At 59.1% G+C, this 19551-nt stretch carries 17 protein-coding genes; 5 read left to right on the plus strand and 12 right to left on the minus strand.

Features of this window, described 5'->3' with window-relative positions; translation table 11 throughout:
* Positions 1-30: 30 nt before the first annotated feature.
* Positions 31-1641 (minus strand): ATP-binding protein, encoded by a 1611-nt coding sequence (locus J3D54_RS01045; RefSeq protein ID WP_253416339.1) that lies wholly within the window; start codon positions 1639-1641, stop codon positions 31-33.
* Positions 1638-2351 (minus strand): response regulator, encoded by a 714-nt coding sequence (locus J3D54_RS01050; RefSeq protein WP_253416340.1) that lies wholly within the window; start codon positions 2349-2351, stop codon positions 1638-1640. The genes J3D54_RS01045 and J3D54_RS01050 overlap by 4 nt, the downstream gene beginning before the upstream one ends.
* Before the next feature lie 738 nt (positions 2352-3089).
* On the opposite strand from J3D54_RS01050, the gene J3D54_RS01055 reads away from it, so the two are divergent.
* Positions 3090-5984, plus strand: a complete 2895-nt coding sequence (locus J3D54_RS01055; RefSeq protein WP_253416341.1) for a ribonucleoside-diphosphate reductase subunit alpha — start codon at positions 3090-3092, stop codon at positions 5982-5984.
* Positions 5985-6128: 144 nt separating this feature from the next.
* On the opposite strand, the gene flgE is transcribed toward J3D54_RS01055, so the two are convergent.
* From flgE to J3D54_RS01085, 6 genes are all read right to left on the minus strand, one after another.
* Positions 6129-7442: a flagellar hook protein FlgE gene (flgE, locus tag J3D54_RS01060; RefSeq protein ID WP_253416342.1), complete on the minus strand. Its 1314-nt coding sequence runs from the start codon at positions 7440-7442 to the stop codon at positions 6129-6131.
* A gap of 33 nt (positions 7443-7475) precedes the next feature.
* Positions 7476-8198: a flagellar hook assembly protein FlgD gene (gene flgD, locus J3D54_RS01065; protein WP_253416343.1), complete on the minus strand. Its 723-nt coding sequence runs from the start codon at positions 8196-8198 to the stop codon at positions 7476-7478.
* A 16-nt stretch (positions 8199-8214) separates the two neighbouring features.
* Positions 8215-8658: a flagellar basal body rod protein FlgC gene (flgC, locus tag J3D54_RS01070; RefSeq protein WP_007937507.1), complete on the minus strand. Its 444-nt coding sequence runs from the start codon at positions 8656-8658 to the stop codon at positions 8215-8217.
* A 3-nt stretch (positions 8659-8661) separates the two neighbouring features.
* Positions 8662-9069, minus strand: coding sequence for a flagellar basal body rod protein FlgB (flgB, locus tag J3D54_RS01075; protein ID WP_007937506.1), 408 nt, complete (start codon positions 9067-9069; stop codon positions 8662-8664).
* Positions 9070-9501: 432 nt separating this feature from the next.
* Positions 9502-10329 carry a protein-glutamate O-methyltransferase CheR gene (gene cheR / locus J3D54_RS01080; protein ID WP_253416344.1) on the minus strand — a complete coding sequence of 276 codons (828 nt, stop codon included), beginning with the start codon at positions 10327-10329 and terminating at the stop codon, positions 9502-9504.
* A gap of 46 nt (positions 10330-10375) precedes the next feature.
* Positions 10376-11308 (minus strand): chemotaxis protein CheV, encoded by a 933-nt coding sequence (locus J3D54_RS01085; protein ID WP_253416345.1) that lies wholly within the window; start codon positions 11306-11308, stop codon positions 10376-10378.
* 81 nt (positions 11309-11389) lie between these two features.
* On the opposite strand from J3D54_RS01085, the gene flgA reads away from it, so the two are divergent.
* From flgA to J3D54_RS01105, 4 genes are all read left to right on the plus strand, one after another.
* Positions 11390-12151 carry a flagellar basal body P-ring formation chaperone FlgA gene (gene flgA, locus J3D54_RS01090; RefSeq protein ID WP_253416346.1) on the plus strand — a complete coding sequence of 254 codons (762 nt, stop codon included), beginning with the start codon at positions 11390-11392 and terminating at the stop codon, positions 12149-12151.
* Between the two features lie 167 nt (positions 12152-12318).
* Positions 12319-12645: a flagellar biosynthesis anti-sigma factor FlgM gene (flgM, locus tag J3D54_RS01095; protein WP_007937499.1), complete on the plus strand. Its 327-nt coding sequence runs from the start codon at positions 12319-12321 to the stop codon at positions 12643-12645.
* Positions 12646-12693: 48 nt separating this feature from the next.
* Entirely contained in the window at positions 12694-13161 is a 468-nt protein-coding gene (locus J3D54_RS01100; protein WP_253416347.1) for a flagella synthesis protein FlgN, read from the plus strand.
* Positions 13162-13249: 88 nt separating this feature from the next.
* Entirely contained in the window at positions 13250-13996 is a 747-nt protein-coding gene (locus J3D54_RS01105) for a flagellar brake protein (RefSeq protein WP_253416348.1), read from the plus strand.
* Between the two features lie 63 nt (positions 13997-14059).
* Here the strand turns inward: J3D54_RS01105 and J3D54_RS01110 are convergent, their stop codons facing one another.
* The 4 genes from J3D54_RS01110 to J3D54_RS01125 form a co-directional block, all read right to left on the minus strand.
* Positions 14060-15442, minus strand: coding sequence for an MFS transporter (locus J3D54_RS01110; protein WP_253416349.1), 1383 nt, complete (start codon positions 15440-15442; stop codon positions 14060-14062).
* Between the two features lie 70 nt (positions 15443-15512).
* Positions 15513-16754: a glutamine synthetase family protein gene (locus J3D54_RS01115; RefSeq protein ID WP_253426447.1), complete on the minus strand. Its 1242-nt coding sequence runs from the start codon at positions 16752-16754 to the stop codon at positions 15513-15515.
* A 221-nt stretch (positions 16755-16975) separates the two neighbouring features.
* Positions 16976-17668, minus strand: coding sequence for a sensor histidine kinase KdpD (locus tag J3D54_RS01120; RefSeq protein WP_253416350.1), 693 nt, complete (start codon positions 17666-17668; stop codon positions 16976-16978).
* The gene (locus J3D54_RS01125) at positions 17665-19269 is read right to left on the minus strand and encodes a tetratricopeptide repeat-containing response regulator (protein ID WP_253416351.1); all 1605 of its coding nucleotides are present in this window, start codon (positions 19267-19269) and stop codon (positions 17665-17667) included. The genes J3D54_RS01120 and J3D54_RS01125 overlap by 4 nt, the downstream gene beginning before the upstream one ends.
* Positions 19270-19551 lie beyond the last annotated feature (282 nt).

The raw sequence follows: 19551 nt of genomic DNA on the forward strand, positions 1-19551 counted from the left end.
GCGATGGGGCCCTAAAAAACACCAACAATCTCAACGCCGCTCCTGATTCCTCGGCCAGCTCAAACTGAAACACGCCCCGCCCAGGCTTTTGCTCTTGCCGATCAACGCCCGCCCGTCATGCCAATGGATGATCCGCCGCACGATCGACAATCCCAGCCCATGCCCGCCCGAGGCGCGGGTACGGCTGTCGTCGAGGCGCAGGAACGGGGTGAAGATTTTCTCCCACGCGGTTTCCGGCACGCCCGGCCCGTCATCCTCGACATCCACCCGACAGCGCTGCTGCCCCACCTGATAGCTGACGGTCACCCGTGAATGGGCGTGGCGCATGGCGTTGCTCACCAGGTTCTGCAACGCCCGGTGCAAGTAACGTGGCTCGGCCTCGACCCAGGCGCCGTCGCAATCGGCGGCCGACAGGCACAAGCCACGCTGCACCGTGACCTCGGCGCGCAACGGTGCCAGCTCTTCGATCACCTGATTGACCAACGCATCCAGATCGATGCGCTGGAAATTCAGCGCCGGCGAGCCCTGCTCCAGCCGCGCATAGGTAAGCATCTCGTCGACCAGCCGATCGAGGTCCTCGATATCGTGGTCCATCCCTTCGCGGTATTTCTCCAGCGCCTCAGGCGTGGTGGCCGAGCCGATCATCTCCAGGCCAAAACGCAGGCGCGCCACCGGTGTGCGCAATTCGTGGGACACGGCACGCACCAGTTCTCGCTGAATCGCCAACAATTGCTGCAAGTGCTCAGCCATGCCGTTGAACGCCGAGGCCAGCCGCCCCACCGAGTCCGCGCCGCGTGCCGGTACGCGGGTTTCCAGGCTGCCCTTGGCGATGCGGGTGGCGGCGGCTTCCAGCCCGCGTAAACGACGCTCCAGCTGGCGCACCAACAGATAGACAATCAAACCGATCAGGCTCAAGCCAAGGGCCGCGATCAGCACCAGCCACTCGGGCGGGTAAGGATTCATCTGATACAACGGGCCGATTTCCAGCACCCACGGCGTACCGACCATGCCGGCAAACACCCGGATCGAATCACCGCCCTTGCCCAACGCCATCACCGTGTCGCCTTCTGAAACGCGGCGGCTCTGGTCTTCGTCCATGTCGGCCTCATCGACCGTCACCAGCCGCAGATCGAAGCCGAAACCCTTATCTTCCTTTAACTGCGCCAGGCGCTTGGGCTGCTCGGCCACCGGGTAGCGCACCAGTTCATCGGCCAACAGGTAAATGGTCGCCCTCGCCAGTTGCTCGCTGATTTGCTGGACTTCACCGGTGAGCACCAGTTGCTCCTTGTCGCTGACCAGGCGATAAACCTTAGCCGCATGCGGGCCGGTCTGCTCCACCAGTGCCTGGCCGTGCAGCACGCGGGTGCGCTGGGTCAGGTCGAGGTCGGTCTGGGGGAACGTGTTCAGCGCCAGCGGAATCCCGAGCAATCGCTCCCACACCAGCAAGGCCCGGTGGCGCTCGGTCTCGTTCATCGGTTGCAGGTTATTGGCCATCAGCGAGAACGTGCCATGGGCCAGGCGCTCGCGGTACTGCTCGCTGCGCACCTGATTAAGCAGGTGCAAAGCCAGCACGCCGAGCACAGCCACCAGAATCAGCGCCGCGCACATGCCGCCATAGATACGCAGGAAGATCGAGTTCACAGGGTGCAGGCTTCCGGCACGAACAAATAGCCTTTGCTGCGGATGGTCTTGATCAGCCGCGGATGCTCCGGGTCATCGCCGATCTTGGGGCGGATGCGCGAGATGCGCACGTCAATGGAGCGGTCCTGACCGTCGTAACCGATACCACGCAGCGCGGTGAAAATCTCTTCGCGAGACAGGATTCGCCCGGCATTGGCCACCAGCAGCCAGAGCAAATCGAACTCGGCGCTGGTGAGCTCGATGCCTTTGTCCTGCAACCAGGCTTCGCGCAATGCGTTGTCCACCACCAACGGGCCGAACTGCAGGCGCCGGAGTTTTTCCGGGGCAACTTCAGGCGCTTCGCTACGACGCAGCAAGGCCTGGATGCGCGCCAGCAATAAACGCGGACGCACCGGTTTACAGACGTAGTCGTCGGCGCCCAGGTCCAGGCCAAGAATCTGATCGGTATCGTCGCTGCGCGCGGTGAGCATCAGGATCGGCCCATCATATTTGTCACGGACCTTGCGGCAGATGTTCAAGCCGTCTTCGCCGGGGAGCATCAGGTCGAGGATCACCAGATCCGGTTTCTCCTTGATGATGCGTGCCGCGGCCAGGGCGCCATTGCCCTCGATCGATACGCGCAGGCCGTTGGTTTCCAGGTAATCGCGGGTCAGTTCGGCCAGACGCTGGTCGTCTTCGACAATCAATACCTGCCAGGCTTCTTGCTCCACGATGACCTCTGCTTGCCAACACCATCAATAAGGAAGGATCCGCCCGTCTTTTTGTAATGATTGGGGAGGATAAGAATGCATCCGCGTTGGCCGATTGTATAAACGCCACACGTCTGGAACACAAGCCGGTAAATGCGTTCGGACACAACGGTTTTTTGTGATAGGGTTCGCGCCCTTAAAAATCCGGATGACGGTTTTCAGTCGCTGAAAATCAGTGAAAAATGGTCGGCTCCAGCCAGGTCGCGGCCTACACGCCTGTTCTCTCTTTCACACACAATTTACGCACAGGTTTATCCACAGGTAGTACGTTGCAACACCCTCCAAAACGCATTATCTTGTACCTCGGCGCAAAAAAAACCCTACATGTAGGGTTTTATGCCAAAAACCAAACACAAACCGGACACCGATTTCAAGCGCTTTTATTGCCTCTTTCCGGTTGAACCAAACGTATTTTCGAAAGACCAAACCGCGCCTGCGGATGGCTACTGTTTTTAAGCCCGAAACGGCGATAACGGTACGGGTGTTGCAGTCATTTACTGCCGCCCAAAACGGAATTCGGTTTCAGGCCCAAGGCGTGACACCAAAGACTTCGGCACGGAAGCGGCGCCCAATAGCCCCCTTCCTGATCTGTCCCGAAGTTGGTATGCCCGGCCCCCGCCGGTTGTAGTACTTCAGGACAGAACGGTGGGCACCGTAATGGTGCCCAAACAAACATAGAGAATGTGGAGATACCCCCCCATGCAAACCGACACAACTCGCGAGAACCCGCAGGGCACCTTGCCGCAGGCCGCCGATTCGAATTCGGATCTGTCCGCCACCGCGCCTGGCCAACTGCGCGTGATCAAGCGTAACGGCACTGTCGTCCCTTACACCGATGACAAGATCACCGTCGCCATCACCAAAGCGTTTCTCGCAGTTGAGGGCGGCACCGCTGCCGCTTCGTCGCGAATCCACGACACCGTTGCCCGCCTGACCGAACAAGTCACCGCGACCTTCAAGCGTCGCATGCCTTCTGGCGGCACCATCCACATCGAAGAGATCCAGGACCAGGTCGAACTGGCCCTGATGCGTGCCGGCGAGCAGAAAGTAGCCCGCGACTATGTGATCTACCGTGACTCCCGCGCCAAAGAGCGCGCAGCGCACAGCCCTGCCGAAGAAGCCGTCAACGCTCACCCATCGATCCGCATCACCCGCGCCGATGGCAGCCTCGCGCCGCTGGACATGGGTCGTCTGAACACCATCGTCACCGAAGCATGCGAAGGTCTGGAAGAAGTCGACGGCGAGCTGATCCAGCGTGAAACCCTGAAAAACCTGTACGACGGCGTGGCCCTGACCGACGTCAACACCGCTCTGGTGATGACTGCCCGTACGCTGGTCGAGCGTGAACCGAACTACTCGTTCGTGACCGCCCGCCTGCTGATGGACACCCTGCGTGCCGAAGGCCTGAACTTCCTCGGCGTCGCCGAGAGCGCGACCCACCACGAAATGGTCGACCTGTACGCCAAGGCACTGCCTGCGTACATCGCCAAAGGTATCGAATTCGAATTGCTGAATCCGGTTCTGGCGTCCTTCGACCTGGAAAAACTCGGCAAGGCGATCAACCACGAGCGCGATCAGCAGTTCACGTACCTGGGCCTGCAAACCCTGTACGACCGTTACTTCATCCACAAGGACGGTATCCGCTTCGAACTGCCACAGATTTTCTTCATGCGCGTGGCCATGGGCCTGGCGATCGAAGAGAAGCAGAAAGAAGACCGCGCCATCGAGTTCTACAACCTGTTGTCGTCCTTCGACTACATGTCCTCGACGCCGACCCTCTTCAACGCCGGTACCCTGCGTCCACAGCTGTCGAGCTGCTACCTGACCACCGTGCCGGATGACCTGTCGGGCATCTACCACGCGATCCACGACAACGCCATGCTGTCGAAATTCGCCGGCGGCCTGGGCAACGACTGGACGCCGGTTCGTGCGCTGGGTTCGTACATCAAGGGCACCAACGGCAAATCCCAGGGCGTCGTGCCGTTCCTGAAAGTGGTGAACGACACCGCCGTCGCCGTTAACCAGGGTGGCAAGCGCAAAGGCGCTGTCTGTGCCTACCTGGAAACCTGGCACATGGACATCGAAGAGTTCATCGAACTGCGTAAGAACACCGGTGATGACCGTCGTCGTACCCACGACATGAACACCGCCAACTGGATCCCTGACCTGTTCATGAAGCGTGTCTTCGATGACGGCAAGTGGACCCTGTTCTCGCCGTCCGAAGTACCGGACCTGCACGACCTGACCGGCAAGGCCTTCGAAGAGCGCTACGAGTACTACGAAGCCCTGACCGAGTACCCGGGCAAGGTCAAGCTGTTCAAGACCATTCAGGCCAAAGACCTGTGGCGCAAAATGCTGTCCATGCTGTTTGAAACCGGCCACCCATGGCTGACCTTCAAAGACCCGTGCAACCTGCGCAGCCCGCAGCAGCACGTGGGCGTGGTTCACAGCTCGAACCTGTGCACCGAGATCACCTTGAACACCAACAAGGACGAGATCGCCGTTTGCAACCTGGGCTCGATCAACCTGCCGAACCACATCGTCGACGGCAAGCTGGACACCGCCAAGCTGCAACGCACCGTGAACACCGCCGTGCGCATGCTCGATAACGTGATCGACATCAACTACTACTCGGTGCCGCAAGCGAAGAACTCCAACTTCAAGCACCGTCCGGTCGGTCTGGGCATCATGGGCTTCCAGGACGCTTTGTACCTGCAGCACATCCCTTACGGTTCCGACGCTGCCGTCGAGTTCGCCGACAAGTCGATGGAAGCGGTCAGCTACTACGCGATCCAGGCGTCCTGCGACCTGGCTGACGAGCGTGGCGCCTACGAGACGTTCCAGGGTTCGCTGTGGTCCAAAGGCATCCTGCCGCTGGATTCGCAACAGATCCTGATCGAACAGCGTGGCCAGAAGTACATCGACGTTGACCTGAACGAAACCCTGGACTGGGCACCGGTTCGTGCCCGTGTACAGAAAGGCATTCGTAACTCCAACATCATGGCCATCGCACCGACCGCGACCATCGCCAACATCACCGGCGTGTCGCAGTCGATCGAACCGACCTACCAGAACCTCTATGTGAAATCGAACCTGTCAGGCGAATTCACCGTGATCAACCCGTACCTGGTTCGCGACCTGAAGGCTCGCGGCCTGTGGGACTCGGTCATGATCAACGACCTGAAGTACTACGACGGTTCGGTGCAGCAGATCGAGCGCATCCCGCAAGAACTCAAAGAGCTCTACGCGACTGCCTTCGAAGTGGACACCAAGTGGATCGTCGACGCCGCCAGCCGTCGTCAGAAGTGGATCGACCAGGCTCAGTCGCTGAACCTGTACATCGCCGGCGCTTCGGGCAAGAAGCTGGACGTGACCTACCGCATGGCCTGGTACCGTGGTCTGAAAACCACCTACTACCTCCGTGCCCTGGCCGCGACCAGCACCGAGAAGTCGACCATCAACACCGGTAAGCTAAACGCTGTTTCCAGCGGCGGCAACCACGGTGACGACTCGGTCCTGGCAGCCCCAGCCGGTCCAGCTCCAGTGCCGAAGGCCTGCGCCATCGACGAGCCGGATTGCGAAGCTTGCCAATAAGCTGAGCCGGTAGGCGCTCCAGGGCGCTTACCTGAAACCCCCGATGAGCCTCTGGCTGGTCGGGGGTTTTCTTTTGCCTGCCTGATTCTGCAAGACAAAAAAACCCCCTCGTGAGAGGGGTTCTTTATGCAGCGCTATACAGCATCAGGTCATCTGAATGATGGTCTGCATGATGGTGCTCTGGGTGGAGATGGTCTTGGCGTTCGCCTGGTAGTTGCTCTGCGCCTTGATCAAGTCAACCAGCTCGTTGGTCAGGTTGACGTTGGACTCTTCCAGGGAGTTGGACACGATCGAGCCCATGGTACCGGTTTTCGGTGCATCGACACCGGCCACACCGGAGGCGAAGGTTTCTTTCCAGCGTGTGCCACCAATTGGCTGCAGGCCTTGCTCGTTGGCAAAACTGGCCACCGCCACCTGACCGATGGCCTTGGTTTGCTGGTTACTGAAGTTCGCAGTCATGACGCCGCTGGCGTCGATGGTCAGGCTGGAGATCTGACCGGTGGCGTAGCCGTCCTGGTATTGGGCGGTACGGGCGGTTGGCGAGTTGTAAGAAGTGGTCAGCGCCATGTTGAACGCAATACCGCCAGTGGCAGCGACGGAACCGTTCGGGCCCCAGGTCACAGGAGTCGTTGCGGCGTTGGTAATGACGCCTGGCACCCAACCGGTCATGGTCAACGTGTTACCAGTCTGGGTCCAGCCGGCACCCGCCGTCAGCGTATTGATGCTGCCGTCGGAGTTGAACGTGATGTCGGCGGTGATCGCTACTGGAGGTTCGGTGGCCGGGTTGGCTGGAGAACGACCGTCCATGTAGGTATAGACACGCCAGGCATTGGTACCCGTTTTCACGTAGTACTGATCCATGGTGTGCTCGTTACCCTGACTGTCGTAGACCTTGGTGGAGATGGTCTTGTTATAGCTGTTGGTATCGGTCGGGCTGAACGGAGCCACGGTTGGCGTTGTTTCCGCCGAGTTCAGGTTCATCGTCTGATCAACCTTGGTAGTCGGATTCGGCTTCAAGCTCGACGTATCAATCTTCAAGTCAGTCAACACACCGTTGATGATCTTGCCGTTGGCATCGACGCCATAACCCTGCAGACGGTTGCCGTTGTTATCGACCACATAGTTTTGAGCGTCGGTCTTGAACGCACCGGCACGGGTGTAGCTCAGGGAACCGTTGTCGCTGAGGATGAAGAAGCCATTGCCCTGGATGCCCATGTCCAACACGTTGCCGGTGTTGTTCACGTCGCCCTGGCTGAACTGCTGGGATACGTTGGCCAGGCGTACGCCATTGCCGACGGTCTTGCTGCCGGTCCCCAGGCGAGTGGCCGAGTACACGTCTTCGAATTCTGCGCGGGACGATTTGAAACCGGTGGTCGCGACGTTGGCGATGTTGTTGCCGGTCACGTCCAGTTGTTTGTTGGCTGCATAGAGACCGCTAAGGCCGACGTTGAAAGACATATTCCACTCCTTTTGGTGCCGCGTTAGTCGGCTCTATAGACCAATGGTTTGAACTTTGGACAGGGCAACGCTGCCCAGACCTGCCAGGTTCAGCATCAACTCACCGCCGGTCTGGCTGATGGTCACGCTGTTGACCGTTGCCGGCAGGTAAGTAATCAGTGAGGTGTTCGTGCCGTCGATGGTGCTCGTTGCGCCGAAGGTGTAAGTACCCGCCGGTGCCACCGCACCCGAACTGTCCTTGCCGTCCCAAATGAAGCTGGCGTTGCCGGCGCTTTGACTGCCCAGGTCGAGGGTGCGGATGACCGTGCCTGCCGAGTTGGTGACCTTGACGGTGGCAGCGGAAACCGATGTCGGCACCACGACGGTACCGTTGAGGCTCTTGGAGGTGTCGACCACGGCTTTGTCGGTCTGCGCGATGACCGAACGGCCCACCAGCGAAGAAGCCTGCAAGGCTTGCGAGGAGTTGTAGTTGCCGGCAATGCCGCTGACGGTGTCGTTCAGCGTGGTGATGCCTTCCAGGCTACTGAACTGCGCCAACTGGGCTACGAACGCGCTGTTGTCCTGAGGATCGAGCGGGTTCTGGTTTTTCAGCTGGGTGACCAGCAGTTGCAGGAACGCATCCTTGCCCAATGCCTTGCTGCCGGTGGCACTGCTGGTCGCCGCGGAAAGACCATCACTGGTGGTCGTGGTCTTGACCGAAGAGTTGGCCAGGACATCCTTGATGCTTACGCCGCTGGTGGTATCGGTAACACTCATCGAAAGTCGCCCCTTATCACTGACCGAGGGTCAGGACCTTCTGCATCATGGTTTTGGCGGTGTTCATCATTTCGGCGTTGGTCTGGAACGAACGGCTCGCGGAAATCATGTCGGCCATTTCTTCGACAACGTTGACGTTCGGGTAGTAAACGTAGCCCTTGGCATCCGCAGCCGGATGGTTCGGCTCGTAGCGCGCTTCAAGGTTGCTCTGGTCTTCGACCACGCCCAGCACTTGCACGCCTTGACCGGCCGCGTCCTGGTTCTGGAACAGCGAGTCGCTGCCGCCGCTCTGGCCGCCCTGGAACATGGTGGCGAACACCGGGTGACGGGCGCGGTAGGTCTGGTCGATGCTCGACGAAACGGTCTCGGCGTTGGCGATGTTCGAGGCCACGGTGTTCAAGCGAGTGGTCTGAGCACTCATGCCGCTACCGGCAATGTTGAAAACACTGGATAGAGACATGGATTACTCTCCGCGCAGGGCTGACACCAGCCCTTTGAATTTACTGTTGAGCAGGGTGAAGCTGGCCTGGAAGTTGACCGCGTTTTCCGCGTAGTTCGACTGTTCCAGTTGGGCGTCCACGGTGTTCTGGTCGATCGACGGTTGCATCGGCGTGCGGTACATCAGCGACTCGTCGCCATTGCCCAGCCCTTCAGCTTCGATGTGACGGCTGTTGGTCATGCTCAAGGCGAACTTGCCGTTTTTGGTTTTCTCGTTCTGCTCGGCAAGCACTTTCGAGAAGTCCAGATCCCGAGCCTTGTAGTTCGGGGTGTCGGCGTTGGCGATGTTGTTAGCCAGGACTTCAGCGCGCTGAGCGCGGAAGCCCAGGGCTTGTTCGTGGATACCGAGCGCTTTATCGAAGCTGATGCTCATGTCGGGAAACCTTCGGGTGACCTGATTTTTCGTAACGTGAACATAGCAAGCGGCGTGCCAATTCAAAAAAACCCGTAAACCGGGGCTTTGCCGGCAGTGGCAACGCGGCAATGCCAGAAAAGCGGCAACCGATTTCCGCCGCCTGCCGCTTTTCTGCCGCTTATCGCCGATCGCCAGAACAACAACTGACCCTATGGGAGCGAACTGTGGCGAGGGGGCTTGCCCCCGTTTGAGTGCGTAGCACTCACAGGATTTTTGCTACATCAGAGATTTTAGGTCTGCTTCGCAGCCCAACGGGGCGATGCGGCGTTCCGACAAGCCCCCTCGCCACAGTTCGCTCCCACAGGGGGATGACGGTGGACTTGGGAAATCATCAGGCACAAAAAAACGGGAGCCCCTCTCAGGACTCCCGTTTTTTATGCCGCCAACGAATCACTTCGCCTGGTAAATGATCCCCGGGCTGCACTGGACCATCTGGTAATGGTCCGGCAAACCGTTTAGCGCTTCAGACGCACCAAGGAACAGATAACCGCCCGGCTTGAGCGTGCTGTGAATGCGCAACAGGATGTCTTTCTTCACCTCGGCGGAGAAGTAGATCAGCACGTTGCGACAGAACACGATGTCGAACTTGCCCAGGCTCGCATAACTGTCCAGCAGGTTGAACGAGCGAAATTCCACCCGATTCTTGATCGGTGCCTTGATCGCCCAGCGCCCCGGTCCCTTGGGGTCGAAGTAACGCTGAAGGCGCTCGGGCGACAGACCGCGACCGATGGCCAGGCTGTCGTACTCGCCAGTCTTGCAGTTGGTCAGCATGGTGCCGGACAGGTCGGTAGCAACGATCTGCACACCCATTTTCAACTGGCCCATGTTGGCCCGTTCAAACTCATCGATGGACATCGACAACGAATACGGTTCCTGACCCGACGAACACGCCGCCGACCAGATCCGCAGGCGCTGCCCCGGGCTTGCCTTGATCGCTTCAGGCAATACCTTGTTCTTCAAGACTTCAAACGGATAGGTGTCACGAAACCACAGGGTTTCGTTGGTAGTCATGGCATCCACCACCATCTCGCGCAAACCGCTGCGCGGCTGGGTCTGGATGCGCTGAACCAGCTCACTCAGGGACTTGATGCCCTGCTGTTCCATCAGTTTGTTGAGACGGCTCGAGACCAGATATTGCTTGTTTTCACCGAGCAAAATGCCACAGGCTTTTTCCAGGAATACCCGGAACTGTTCGAAATCCAAATTACCCGTAGACAAAGATGCCGCCTCTTAAATCGTGTTGACCGCCAGGGGCAGAAGGCCCCTAGCTGTTATCTGCTGCTTTGATCCGGTCGACTACCCGGGATGCCAGGTCATCAGGACGGAACTTGGCCAGAAAATCATCGGCACCGACCTTCTTGACCATCGCCTGATTGAACACACCCGACAACGAAGTATGCAGGATGATATGGAGCTTTTGCATGCGTGGGTCGCTGCGGATCTCGGCCGTCAGGGTGTACCCGTCCATCTCCGGCATTTCGATGTCGGAGATCATCATCAGGAACTCTTCTTCCGGCTTCTTGCCCTCGTCGACCAGCTTGCGCAGGTAATCCAGCGCTTGCCGGCCGTCGTTCAACGCCACCACTTCGACACCGATCGTTTGCAGGCAACGGGTCACCTGCTTGCGCGCCACCGACGAGTCATCGACCGTCAATACACACAAAGAGAGCGCCTTGTGCTGGGTTTCAACATCGACCACGCCCACCGAAATCGCTTCCGGTGTCGGCGCCACTTCCGCCAGCACCTTCTCGACGTCGATGATTTCGACTAACTGATTGTCGACCCGAGTCACAGCCGTCAGGTAGTGATCGCGCCCCGTCCCCTTGGGTGGCGGATGAATCTCCTCCCAGTTCATGTTGACGATGCGCTCCACCGACCGAACCAGGAAACCCTGGGTCTTGGTGTTGTACTCCGTGATGATCACGAAGGGATTGCTCTGGTCCAGCAACCGACCGGCACCGGTCGCCATCGCCAGATCCAGAATCGGAATGGTTGCCCCCCGAATATTCGCCACACCGCACACGACAGGACTGGACTTGGGCATCAGGGTCAGCTTGGGGCATTGCAGCACCTCGCGAACCTTGAACACGTTGATCCCATACAGCTGCTGGCCGTCGAGACGGAACAACAACAGCTCAAGGCGATTCTGCCCTACCAGTTGCGTGCGCTGGTTCACCGAATCCATTACACCAGCCATGCCCAGACTCCTACACCAACGCTAAGTGTGTTGCGACGCACATTCATCACGAAACGGCACGGCGCTTGCTTTTTAACTCTTATGAACACAGAACCGACATTTTTCCGACACCTGACATCAACCTGCCGCAGATTGCTCTGTGCGATGTCGGCCGTTTGCCTGTTCAACGCTGGCAGCCCTGCCCTTGCTGATACGGTTACCTTGCCTGACATGCTTATCGGCGTCACCCAAGGCTTTCTTGAATTCACCGTAGAGGACTATCTGGCCACCAGTCAAACGCAAGGTCGTTACGAAATCCAGGTCAATCAGCTCGATCCACGCCTGCGCATGCCTATGTGCGACAAGGAATTGACAGCCACCCTCGAGAGCCCAGCAAGGCCTCTGGGGCGGGTCACGGTCAAGGTTCGCTGCGATGGCGCCTCGCCCTGGACCGTCTTCGTGCCCGCTCAAGTGAAGCTGTTTCGCGACATCGTGACGACCACTCGTCCGCTCAAGCGCACAGGGATTATCGAACCTCAGGACGTAACCCTGCGCGAGCGCGATATCAGCCTGATAAATCAGGGGTTTCTGACTTCTGTCGATCAGGCGATCGGGCAAAAACTTACCCGACCAATGGTCGCCGATCAGATCATCACGCTGGTGCATCTCGAACAGGCGGAAGTGGTTCGCAAGGGCGACCAGGTGGTGATCACCGCCCGCAGTGGTACGCTCAGTGTGCGCATGCCGGGTGAAGCGCTGTCCAACGGCGGCCTGAGCGAACAGATTCGCGTGAAGAACCTTAATTCCCAACGGGTCATCAAGGCGCAAGTCACTGCGCCCGGCCAGGTGGAAGTGGCCATGTAGGGGCTCTGAGTTTGTGAAGTGATGGCGCGCCGCCTGGCGGTTGCCTAAACTGTGCCGCATGCAGGGCATGCGCTGGCGCATGCAAGCTCATTGATAAATGGGCCTAAAGTTTTTCGGGGAATCGCCGAAAACATGGCAAGCGTCCAAATATCCAGAGGTTTTTTGTCATGGTCATCGATTTCAGTCGTTTAAACAGCTCCTCGTCACTTACGGGCAGTACGCGTACCAGCACCGCGAAGGAAACCGCCGAAGCCGGCCAATCCGCGCCGCTGAATACCCCGGCCGAACAGGCCAGTACCACCAAAAGCGGGGAATCGGTACACCTCAGCAATGAGGCTCAACAGTTGCAGAAGGTCACTGACAAGCTGCGCGATCAGCCTGCCGTCGACAACGCCCGCGTGGCCGAGTTGAAAGCAGCGATTGCCGATGGCAGCTATAAAGTCGACAGCAACCGTGTAGCCAGCAAACTGCTCAACTTCGAAGCCCAGCGCTAGGCCACGGCCCGCGCCAGGCTTTTGGACGCTTAAAACCCAAGGCCAGCCATGCACGACACTCATTTACTGCAACTGATCATCGACGACTTTGCCCCGGCGCAACAACTGCTGGAGCTACTGCAAACCGAGTCCCTCGCCTTGCACGGTCGCGACATGCCACTGCTCGAAGACATTCTGGCGCATAAACAAGCATTGATCATTCTGCTCGAACAGCATGGCCGCAAGCGCAGTGAAATCCTCACCAGCCTCAACCTGCCAACCAACCGCCAGGGTCTGGAGCAACTCGCCAGCCAGTCGAGCATTGGCGAACGGTTGCTGGGACAGAGCGACGTGCTGACCGACCTCCTGGCCCAGTGCCAGGCCGCCAATGCCAACAATGGCCAGTCGATTCTGGTGCAGCAGGCCGCCACGGCCAACCAGCTGAAAATCCTCACCGGTGGCGAGCCGCCAGCGCTCTACGATGCCCGCGGATCAACCTCCAAGCTCGCCAAGCCACGCCAGCTCAGTCAGGCTTGAGCCTTTCAATGAGCACGCCCTATCAAGACGTGCAACATGCTGGCAGAATGCCGGCTAGTCGTCATATTTGTCTGGAGATTGATACCCCGTGTTCAATGCCTTAAATGCGGAAGATGCTCCGCAGCCACCCAAGGTGCTCACCACGCCCCTGGAAATCTCCGGCAATCTGCGTCAGCTGCAAGACAGCCATGACCCGCTGATCATCACGTTCCACGAGCGCAGCCAGCGCTTCCAGAGTTATCTGGTGGACGTCGATCGTGACAGCAACATGATTGCCCTGGACGAAATGATCCCGCGCGACGGCGAACGTTTTCTGCTGGCCGGCGAACCATTCAAGGTTGAAGGCTTCCACGACGGCGTGCGCATCGCCTGGGAAAGCAATGGCCCGCTGACCATCGACGAATCCGGCGATGGCCGCTGCTACCGTGGCACACTGCCCGATGAGGTGGTTTACCACCAACGCCGCAATGCTTTCCGTGCTGCATTGAAACTGGCACAACTGGTCAATGTCGAGCTGGGGGGTGAGAAACTCAAGTCGCCCATCGGCGGCAAACTGCTGGACATCTCCGCCACCGGCTGCAAATTGCGCTTCGACGGCGACATCACCGCCAGGCTGCAATTGGGTCAGGTCTACGACCGCTTCATCGCCGCCCTGCCCTTTGGCAGCATGACGGCCCCGGTCGAGTTGCGTTACCTGCACTTTGAAGAAAAGATCAACACCACCTTCGCCGGCGTGCGTTTTCACAACATGAGCGGCCTGGTGCAACGGCAAGTCGAGCGGTTTGTCTATCAGCTTCAGCGTGAAGCGCGACGCTTTGACAAAGACGACTTCTGATACACCCCATCAATAAAAAACGGGCAGTCCCTTGCGGTGACTGCCCGTTTTTTTATGCCTGGATCAAGGCCTCGCTTCGGTAAAACTTTGCTCGCGTCCTGCGTCCGGGTCTTCTGATTCCGAAACCGTTTCAGGTTCTGCTTCGGGCTCGGCATCCGGATCGACATCAGGCTCCGGGTTGACCGGATTCTGCATCTGATCCTGCACCACCTGCTCATCGACACGCGGGTCAAGGCACGCCACCAGTGGCGAACTCGACATGCTGTCGGGCATGGCCACGTGATGCAGCGGGGCATCGTCCACCTGATGCAGGTTGGTGACTGCTTTCGGACGGATTCGCCACACCAGCACCAGCGCGAAGAAGCTGAAGAAAGCATAGAGCATCTGGCTGCCGAATAACTTCATCAGCACCCCGGCCACCAGCGGTCCGATGCTCGCGCCGACACCGTAGGTCACCAGCAGCATCGCCGTCAGCGACACCCGGCGATCACCCTCGACGTGGTCGTTGGAGAACGCTACCGCCAACGGGTACAGACAGAACTGCACCAACGAGCAGAGGAATCCGGCGATGAACAGCACCTCCAGCGGCACCTGCTGCATGATCGCCAGCGGCAACGCGGCCAGTGCCAGGGTGAACGCAAAACTGCGGATCAACATTGCCCGGTCATAGCGGTCCGACAGCCAACCCAACGGCCACTGCACCACCAGCCCCGCAAAAATGCAGCTCCCCATGAACAGACCGACCTGTTCGGTGGACAACCCTTGCTGCGAGGCATACAGCGGCGCCAGACCGTAGAACGAACCGACGATCAACCCCGACCCCAATACCGTGCTCAGTGACTGCGGCACGCGTTTGATGAAGAAGCGCGGTTCCATCGGCGCCGGGTGCAATGGCGCCGGGTGAATCCGCCGGGTCAGTGCCACCGGCACCAGACACAGGGCGAAACACAGCGCGACCAGCATCAGCAATTCCAGGCCCAGGCCCGGGTGCATGACCAGAATCAGCTGACCCAACACCAGCCCCAGGTACGAGGCAATCATGTAGCCGCTGAACACCACGCCACGCTGCTTGGCTTCCGCCTGCTCATTGAGCCAGCTTTCGATCACCATGTACTGGCACATCATGCCCAGCCCGACGATCACCCGCAGAAACAGCCACGCGGGCAACCAGTCGACCAGGCCATGGCCCAGCACCGCCGCACCAACGATCCCGGCGCAGGCTGAATAGGCTCGAATATGCCCGACCCGGGCAATCAGCCGATGGCCGATCTTGCCGCCCAGCACCAGGCCGAAATAGTTGGCTGCCATCAACGCGCCGACCCACAGGCTGTCGACCTTATCGGCCGCCAGGCGCAGGGCAAGGTAGGTGCTCAACAGGCCCGAGCCGATCAACATCATCAGCGAGGCGAAATAAAGTCCTCGAAAGGATTTCAGGATTTGGCGCATTGGCGTTCCGAGCGGCTACTTGCAGTGAATATCGGGCTATCGATAACGATAGCCCGATGGCGACAGGTCGTCAGGCCTGGGCTGCTAGAACACGCCGTTCCCAGGGAGTAATTTCGTCAAGGAAGCTGGTCAACTCCAGGGTCTTCGAAGCGATGTAGCCTTCGATGAACACCTTGCCGAACAGTTCCTTCGCCAATTGGCTACGTTTCAGACGTTCAAGAGCGGCATGCAAGGTACACGGCAACGCAAGATTATCCGGCACCACGAATTCGCCCTGGGCCGCGTCGCTCGGTTCCAGTTTGTTTTCGATGCCATACAGCCCCGCCGCCAGGCTCGCGGCGATCGCCAGATACGGATTGGCGTCAGCGCCCGGCAAGCGGTTTTCGACCCGACGAGCAACCGGTGAACTGGCCGGAATGCGCAAGCCAGCCGCGCGATTGTCATGGGACCAGCAGGCATTATTCGGCGACGCAAAAGGATGGCACAGGCGCTGATAAGAGTTCACGTTCGGCGCAAACAGCGCGGTGAAATCCGCCAGGCCGGCCTGCTGACCACCGATGAAATGACGGAAGGTCGCGGTCGGCTCGCCGGCCTTGTCGCTGAACACGTTACGCCCGGTGCCGATCTCGACGACGCTCTGGTGAATATGCATCGAACTGCCCGGCGTGTGAGCCAACGGCTTGGCCATGCAGACCACGGTCAGACCATGCTTTAGCGCCACTTCCTTGAGCAGATGCTTGAACAGCAAGGTCTGGTCGGCCAACAGCAGTGGATCGCCGTGCAGCAGGTTGATTTCGAACTGGCTGACGCCCATCTCGTGCATGAAGGTATCGCGCGGCAAGCCCAGCGCCGCCATGCCTGCGTAGACCTCAGTGAAGAACGGCCGCAAGCCGTTATTGGAGCTGATGCTGAACGCCGAATGACCGTCCTCGCGGCGACCGTCCAGGCCGACCGGCGGCTGAAAGGGTTGCGTCGGGTCAGGGTTGGGCGCGAACACAAAGAATTCCAGCTCGGTCGCCACGACCGGCGCCAGGCCGAGGGCGGCGTAACGAGCGATCACCGCCTTGAGTTGGCCGCGAGTCGACAGGTGCGAGCTCTCGCCCGTCAGTTCCTGCGCATCGCAAATGGCCAGCGCCCGAGGTTGCGAGCTCCAGGGCAAGCGGTGGATCTGCGCCGGATCCGGCACCAGCGCCAAGTCGCCATCATCGCTGCCGTAAAAATGCGCCGGCGGATAGCCGCCCATGATGCATTGCAGCAGCACTCCCCGCGCCATCTGCAAACGCCGCCCTTCAAGAAATCCTTCGGCGGTCATCACCTTGCCACGGGGTACGCCGTTCAGGTCCGGCGTGACACATTCAATCTCATCAATGCCCGTCAATCGCTGCGCGAGTGAACGATGGCCATCGGTTGTCATGACGCAATCCTTGTTGTTGTACGAGCCGCGAACGGCGACTCGTACAAAATAGGCTCCGGCTGTTCGGAATATCAAGCAGCGTCAAACAAAAAGGCGCAATCCTGTGAGGATCGTGTTGTTCAGGGGAGATAGAGACTGAACACGCCACCACCCAATGGGCCGCCGTTACTGATTTCGGTGCGTCCGCCCACGCCATTGCGCTGGTGCAAGGCGGCAATCCGCCCGGCAAAGTACAGGCCCAGGCCGGTACTGCCACTGCTGTGGTTGATGCCCTGCACATAGTCGGTCTGACGCTCGATCATATCGGGTGGATAACCCTCGCCATCGTCGTTGATGGTCAGCACCAATTGCCCGGCCTCATCGCTGACACTGATCAACAAGGCGTGGCGAGCGTAACGAATGGCGTTGTTGATGCAATTGGCGAGCACCGAGGCAATCAGCTCCCGATCGAAGAAACCCAGTGGGCTCAATGGGTCCACTTCATAGGTCGCGATAATGCCGCGGCTGGCGAACACTTCCTGGTGAGCCGCCAGTTGCGCCTCGATGAAGTCATCCAGCTCATGGTAGGCCGGCTGCAATGGCATCTGGTTGACGCCGAGTTTGTACAGCCCCAGCAACTGCACCAGCATGTCATTGAGATGGGCGAACTCGAACTCGATGACGCCCTGCTCCGGGGTGTGCCGCTCAGGGTCGGGTAAGCGCGCCAGCCATTGACTGTGCGCCTGCATCAGCATGGCCAGAGAGTTCTTCATGTCGTGCACGGTGGAAGCAATCACCGTGGAGAAGTCGAGTGACGGTTCGCTGTCGATCATTCGCCGAACGCCTTGATTTTCAGTTTCTGGTAGCGCGGATAACGCGCGTCGGTATCGGGCATCAGGCCGACTGTTTTCAGGCAGGCCCGGCACTCTTCCAACTCGGCCGACGGCACGCTGGTGTCGGTGCCGTGCAGCAGCGACTGCGCCATGTTCAGGGCAATACTGATGTTCTTCGGTTGCAGCGCCAGGGCTTTGCGGAACACCTCCCGGGCTTCAACCAGGTTGCCGGTCTTGTACACCCGCACGCCTTGACGGTTGAGGTCGGCGGCGGCGTTGCCCGAGTTGAGGATGGTCGGGTCGTCGGTCAGCTTGGCAATGCCCTTCATCACGGTCGGATCGTCGCCGTAGATCTCCGCACAGTTTTTCAGCATCGAAGCGCCGGCACTCGCCTGCCCCAGCATTTGCAGCTGCTTGGCTACCAGCAATGCCGCTTCGGCGCTCATGAACTGCTCCATGCCGTCGAGGCGCATCATCGCTTGCTCGGTGAGCTTCTCGGCGGTTTCGGCATCATTGAGCAGCAGGCTGGTGGCCTTCATCAAACGTGCGCGAATCTGCAGGCCTGGGTCGGAAGGATTTTCCTTCGCCACCGCACTCAGCGTCGTGTTGATTTCCAGGCGGGTGCGCGTGTCCAGGCCCTTTTCCGCACCTTTGCTGATCAAGGCATGAGCCAGGCCGAGGTTGCTTTCCGCATCCTTGAAACGTGACTGCGCCCCTTGGTTCACGGCCTGGCGATAGGCTTTGGAGGCGGTGTCGAAATCTTCGTTGGCCATCGCCAGCTTGCCCAGCAACGCTTGCCGACGCACCGCCAGCGGCGACAGGCGAATAGCCTCTTCCAATACTTTCTGCGCCGCTTTGGTGTCGCCTTCGGCGACCAGCACATCGGCCATGCCATCGTAGAGCGCCGGCATCATCGGGAAGACTTTCAAGGCTTTTTCGTAGACGCCCTTGGCCTGGCTGACCTGCCCGCGCTTGAACAGCAATTGGCCCAATCCGGCAAACGCCCAGGGTAAAGGCCGATCAGCAATGATGCTGTCATAGAGACGCTCCAGCGCTTCGTTCTGGTTCAAGTCGCGCAACGCATCGGCGCGGTAACGCAGGCATAGCGGCGAATAACGAATGTCCTGTTTGCACAGGGCGATGCAGGCATTGAGCACTTCAACCGGTTTGCCCCGGTCAAGCGCTTGCAGGATCGGTTTGAGCAAGGTCTTGCGCTGTTCCAGTCGCTCCAGGCGCTGGGCCAGACCAGAGCGGTTGAACGGTTTGGTCAGATAAGCATCAGGCTCATGCTCCAGTGCGCTGAGCACCATGGCCTGGCTGGTTTCGGCGGTGACCATGAGAAACACACTTTCATGGCTGATCAGCTTTTCGATCATCAGGTCTTCGAGTACCTGCTGACCGTTTTTCTTGCCATCGCCCAGGTGGAAGTCCTGCAGGATGAAGTCGTAGGACTTCTGCGAGCACATGCGCAGCGCCTGCTCACCGGTATCAGCGGTGTCGACGTCCTTGACGCCCAACTCTCGCAGCATGGACCTGACGGAACTGCGGAAATCCGAGAAATCATCGACGATCAGAAAGCTTTTTTGGTGATACGACAGCATCGAAGATTTCCAGGCAATTTAAGGAAGAACAACCTAAAGGTAATGGCCGCGAGTTCAGCTTGGCGACTTTTTGGGCGCGCAGATAATAGCGGGAGGCCATCAGCTATCAAGCAATTTCGCACAATCGCGTAATAAGGTTTGCCGGCCGCCGGAGACGAAATTCACAACGACCGATCGGGTTATCGGCCAGTAGTGGCAATCCCTTGAAGCAGTGGGTGTGCAATCGCGTAATTCGTTGTCATGACGGGTTTTCCACATAAGTCGTCAGGTGGTTCGAGCAAG

Source organism: Pseudomonas sp. GGS8 (genome assembly GCF_024168645.1).
Taxonomy (GTDB): Bacteria; Pseudomonadota; Gammaproteobacteria; order Pseudomonadales; family Pseudomonadaceae; genus Aquipseudomonas.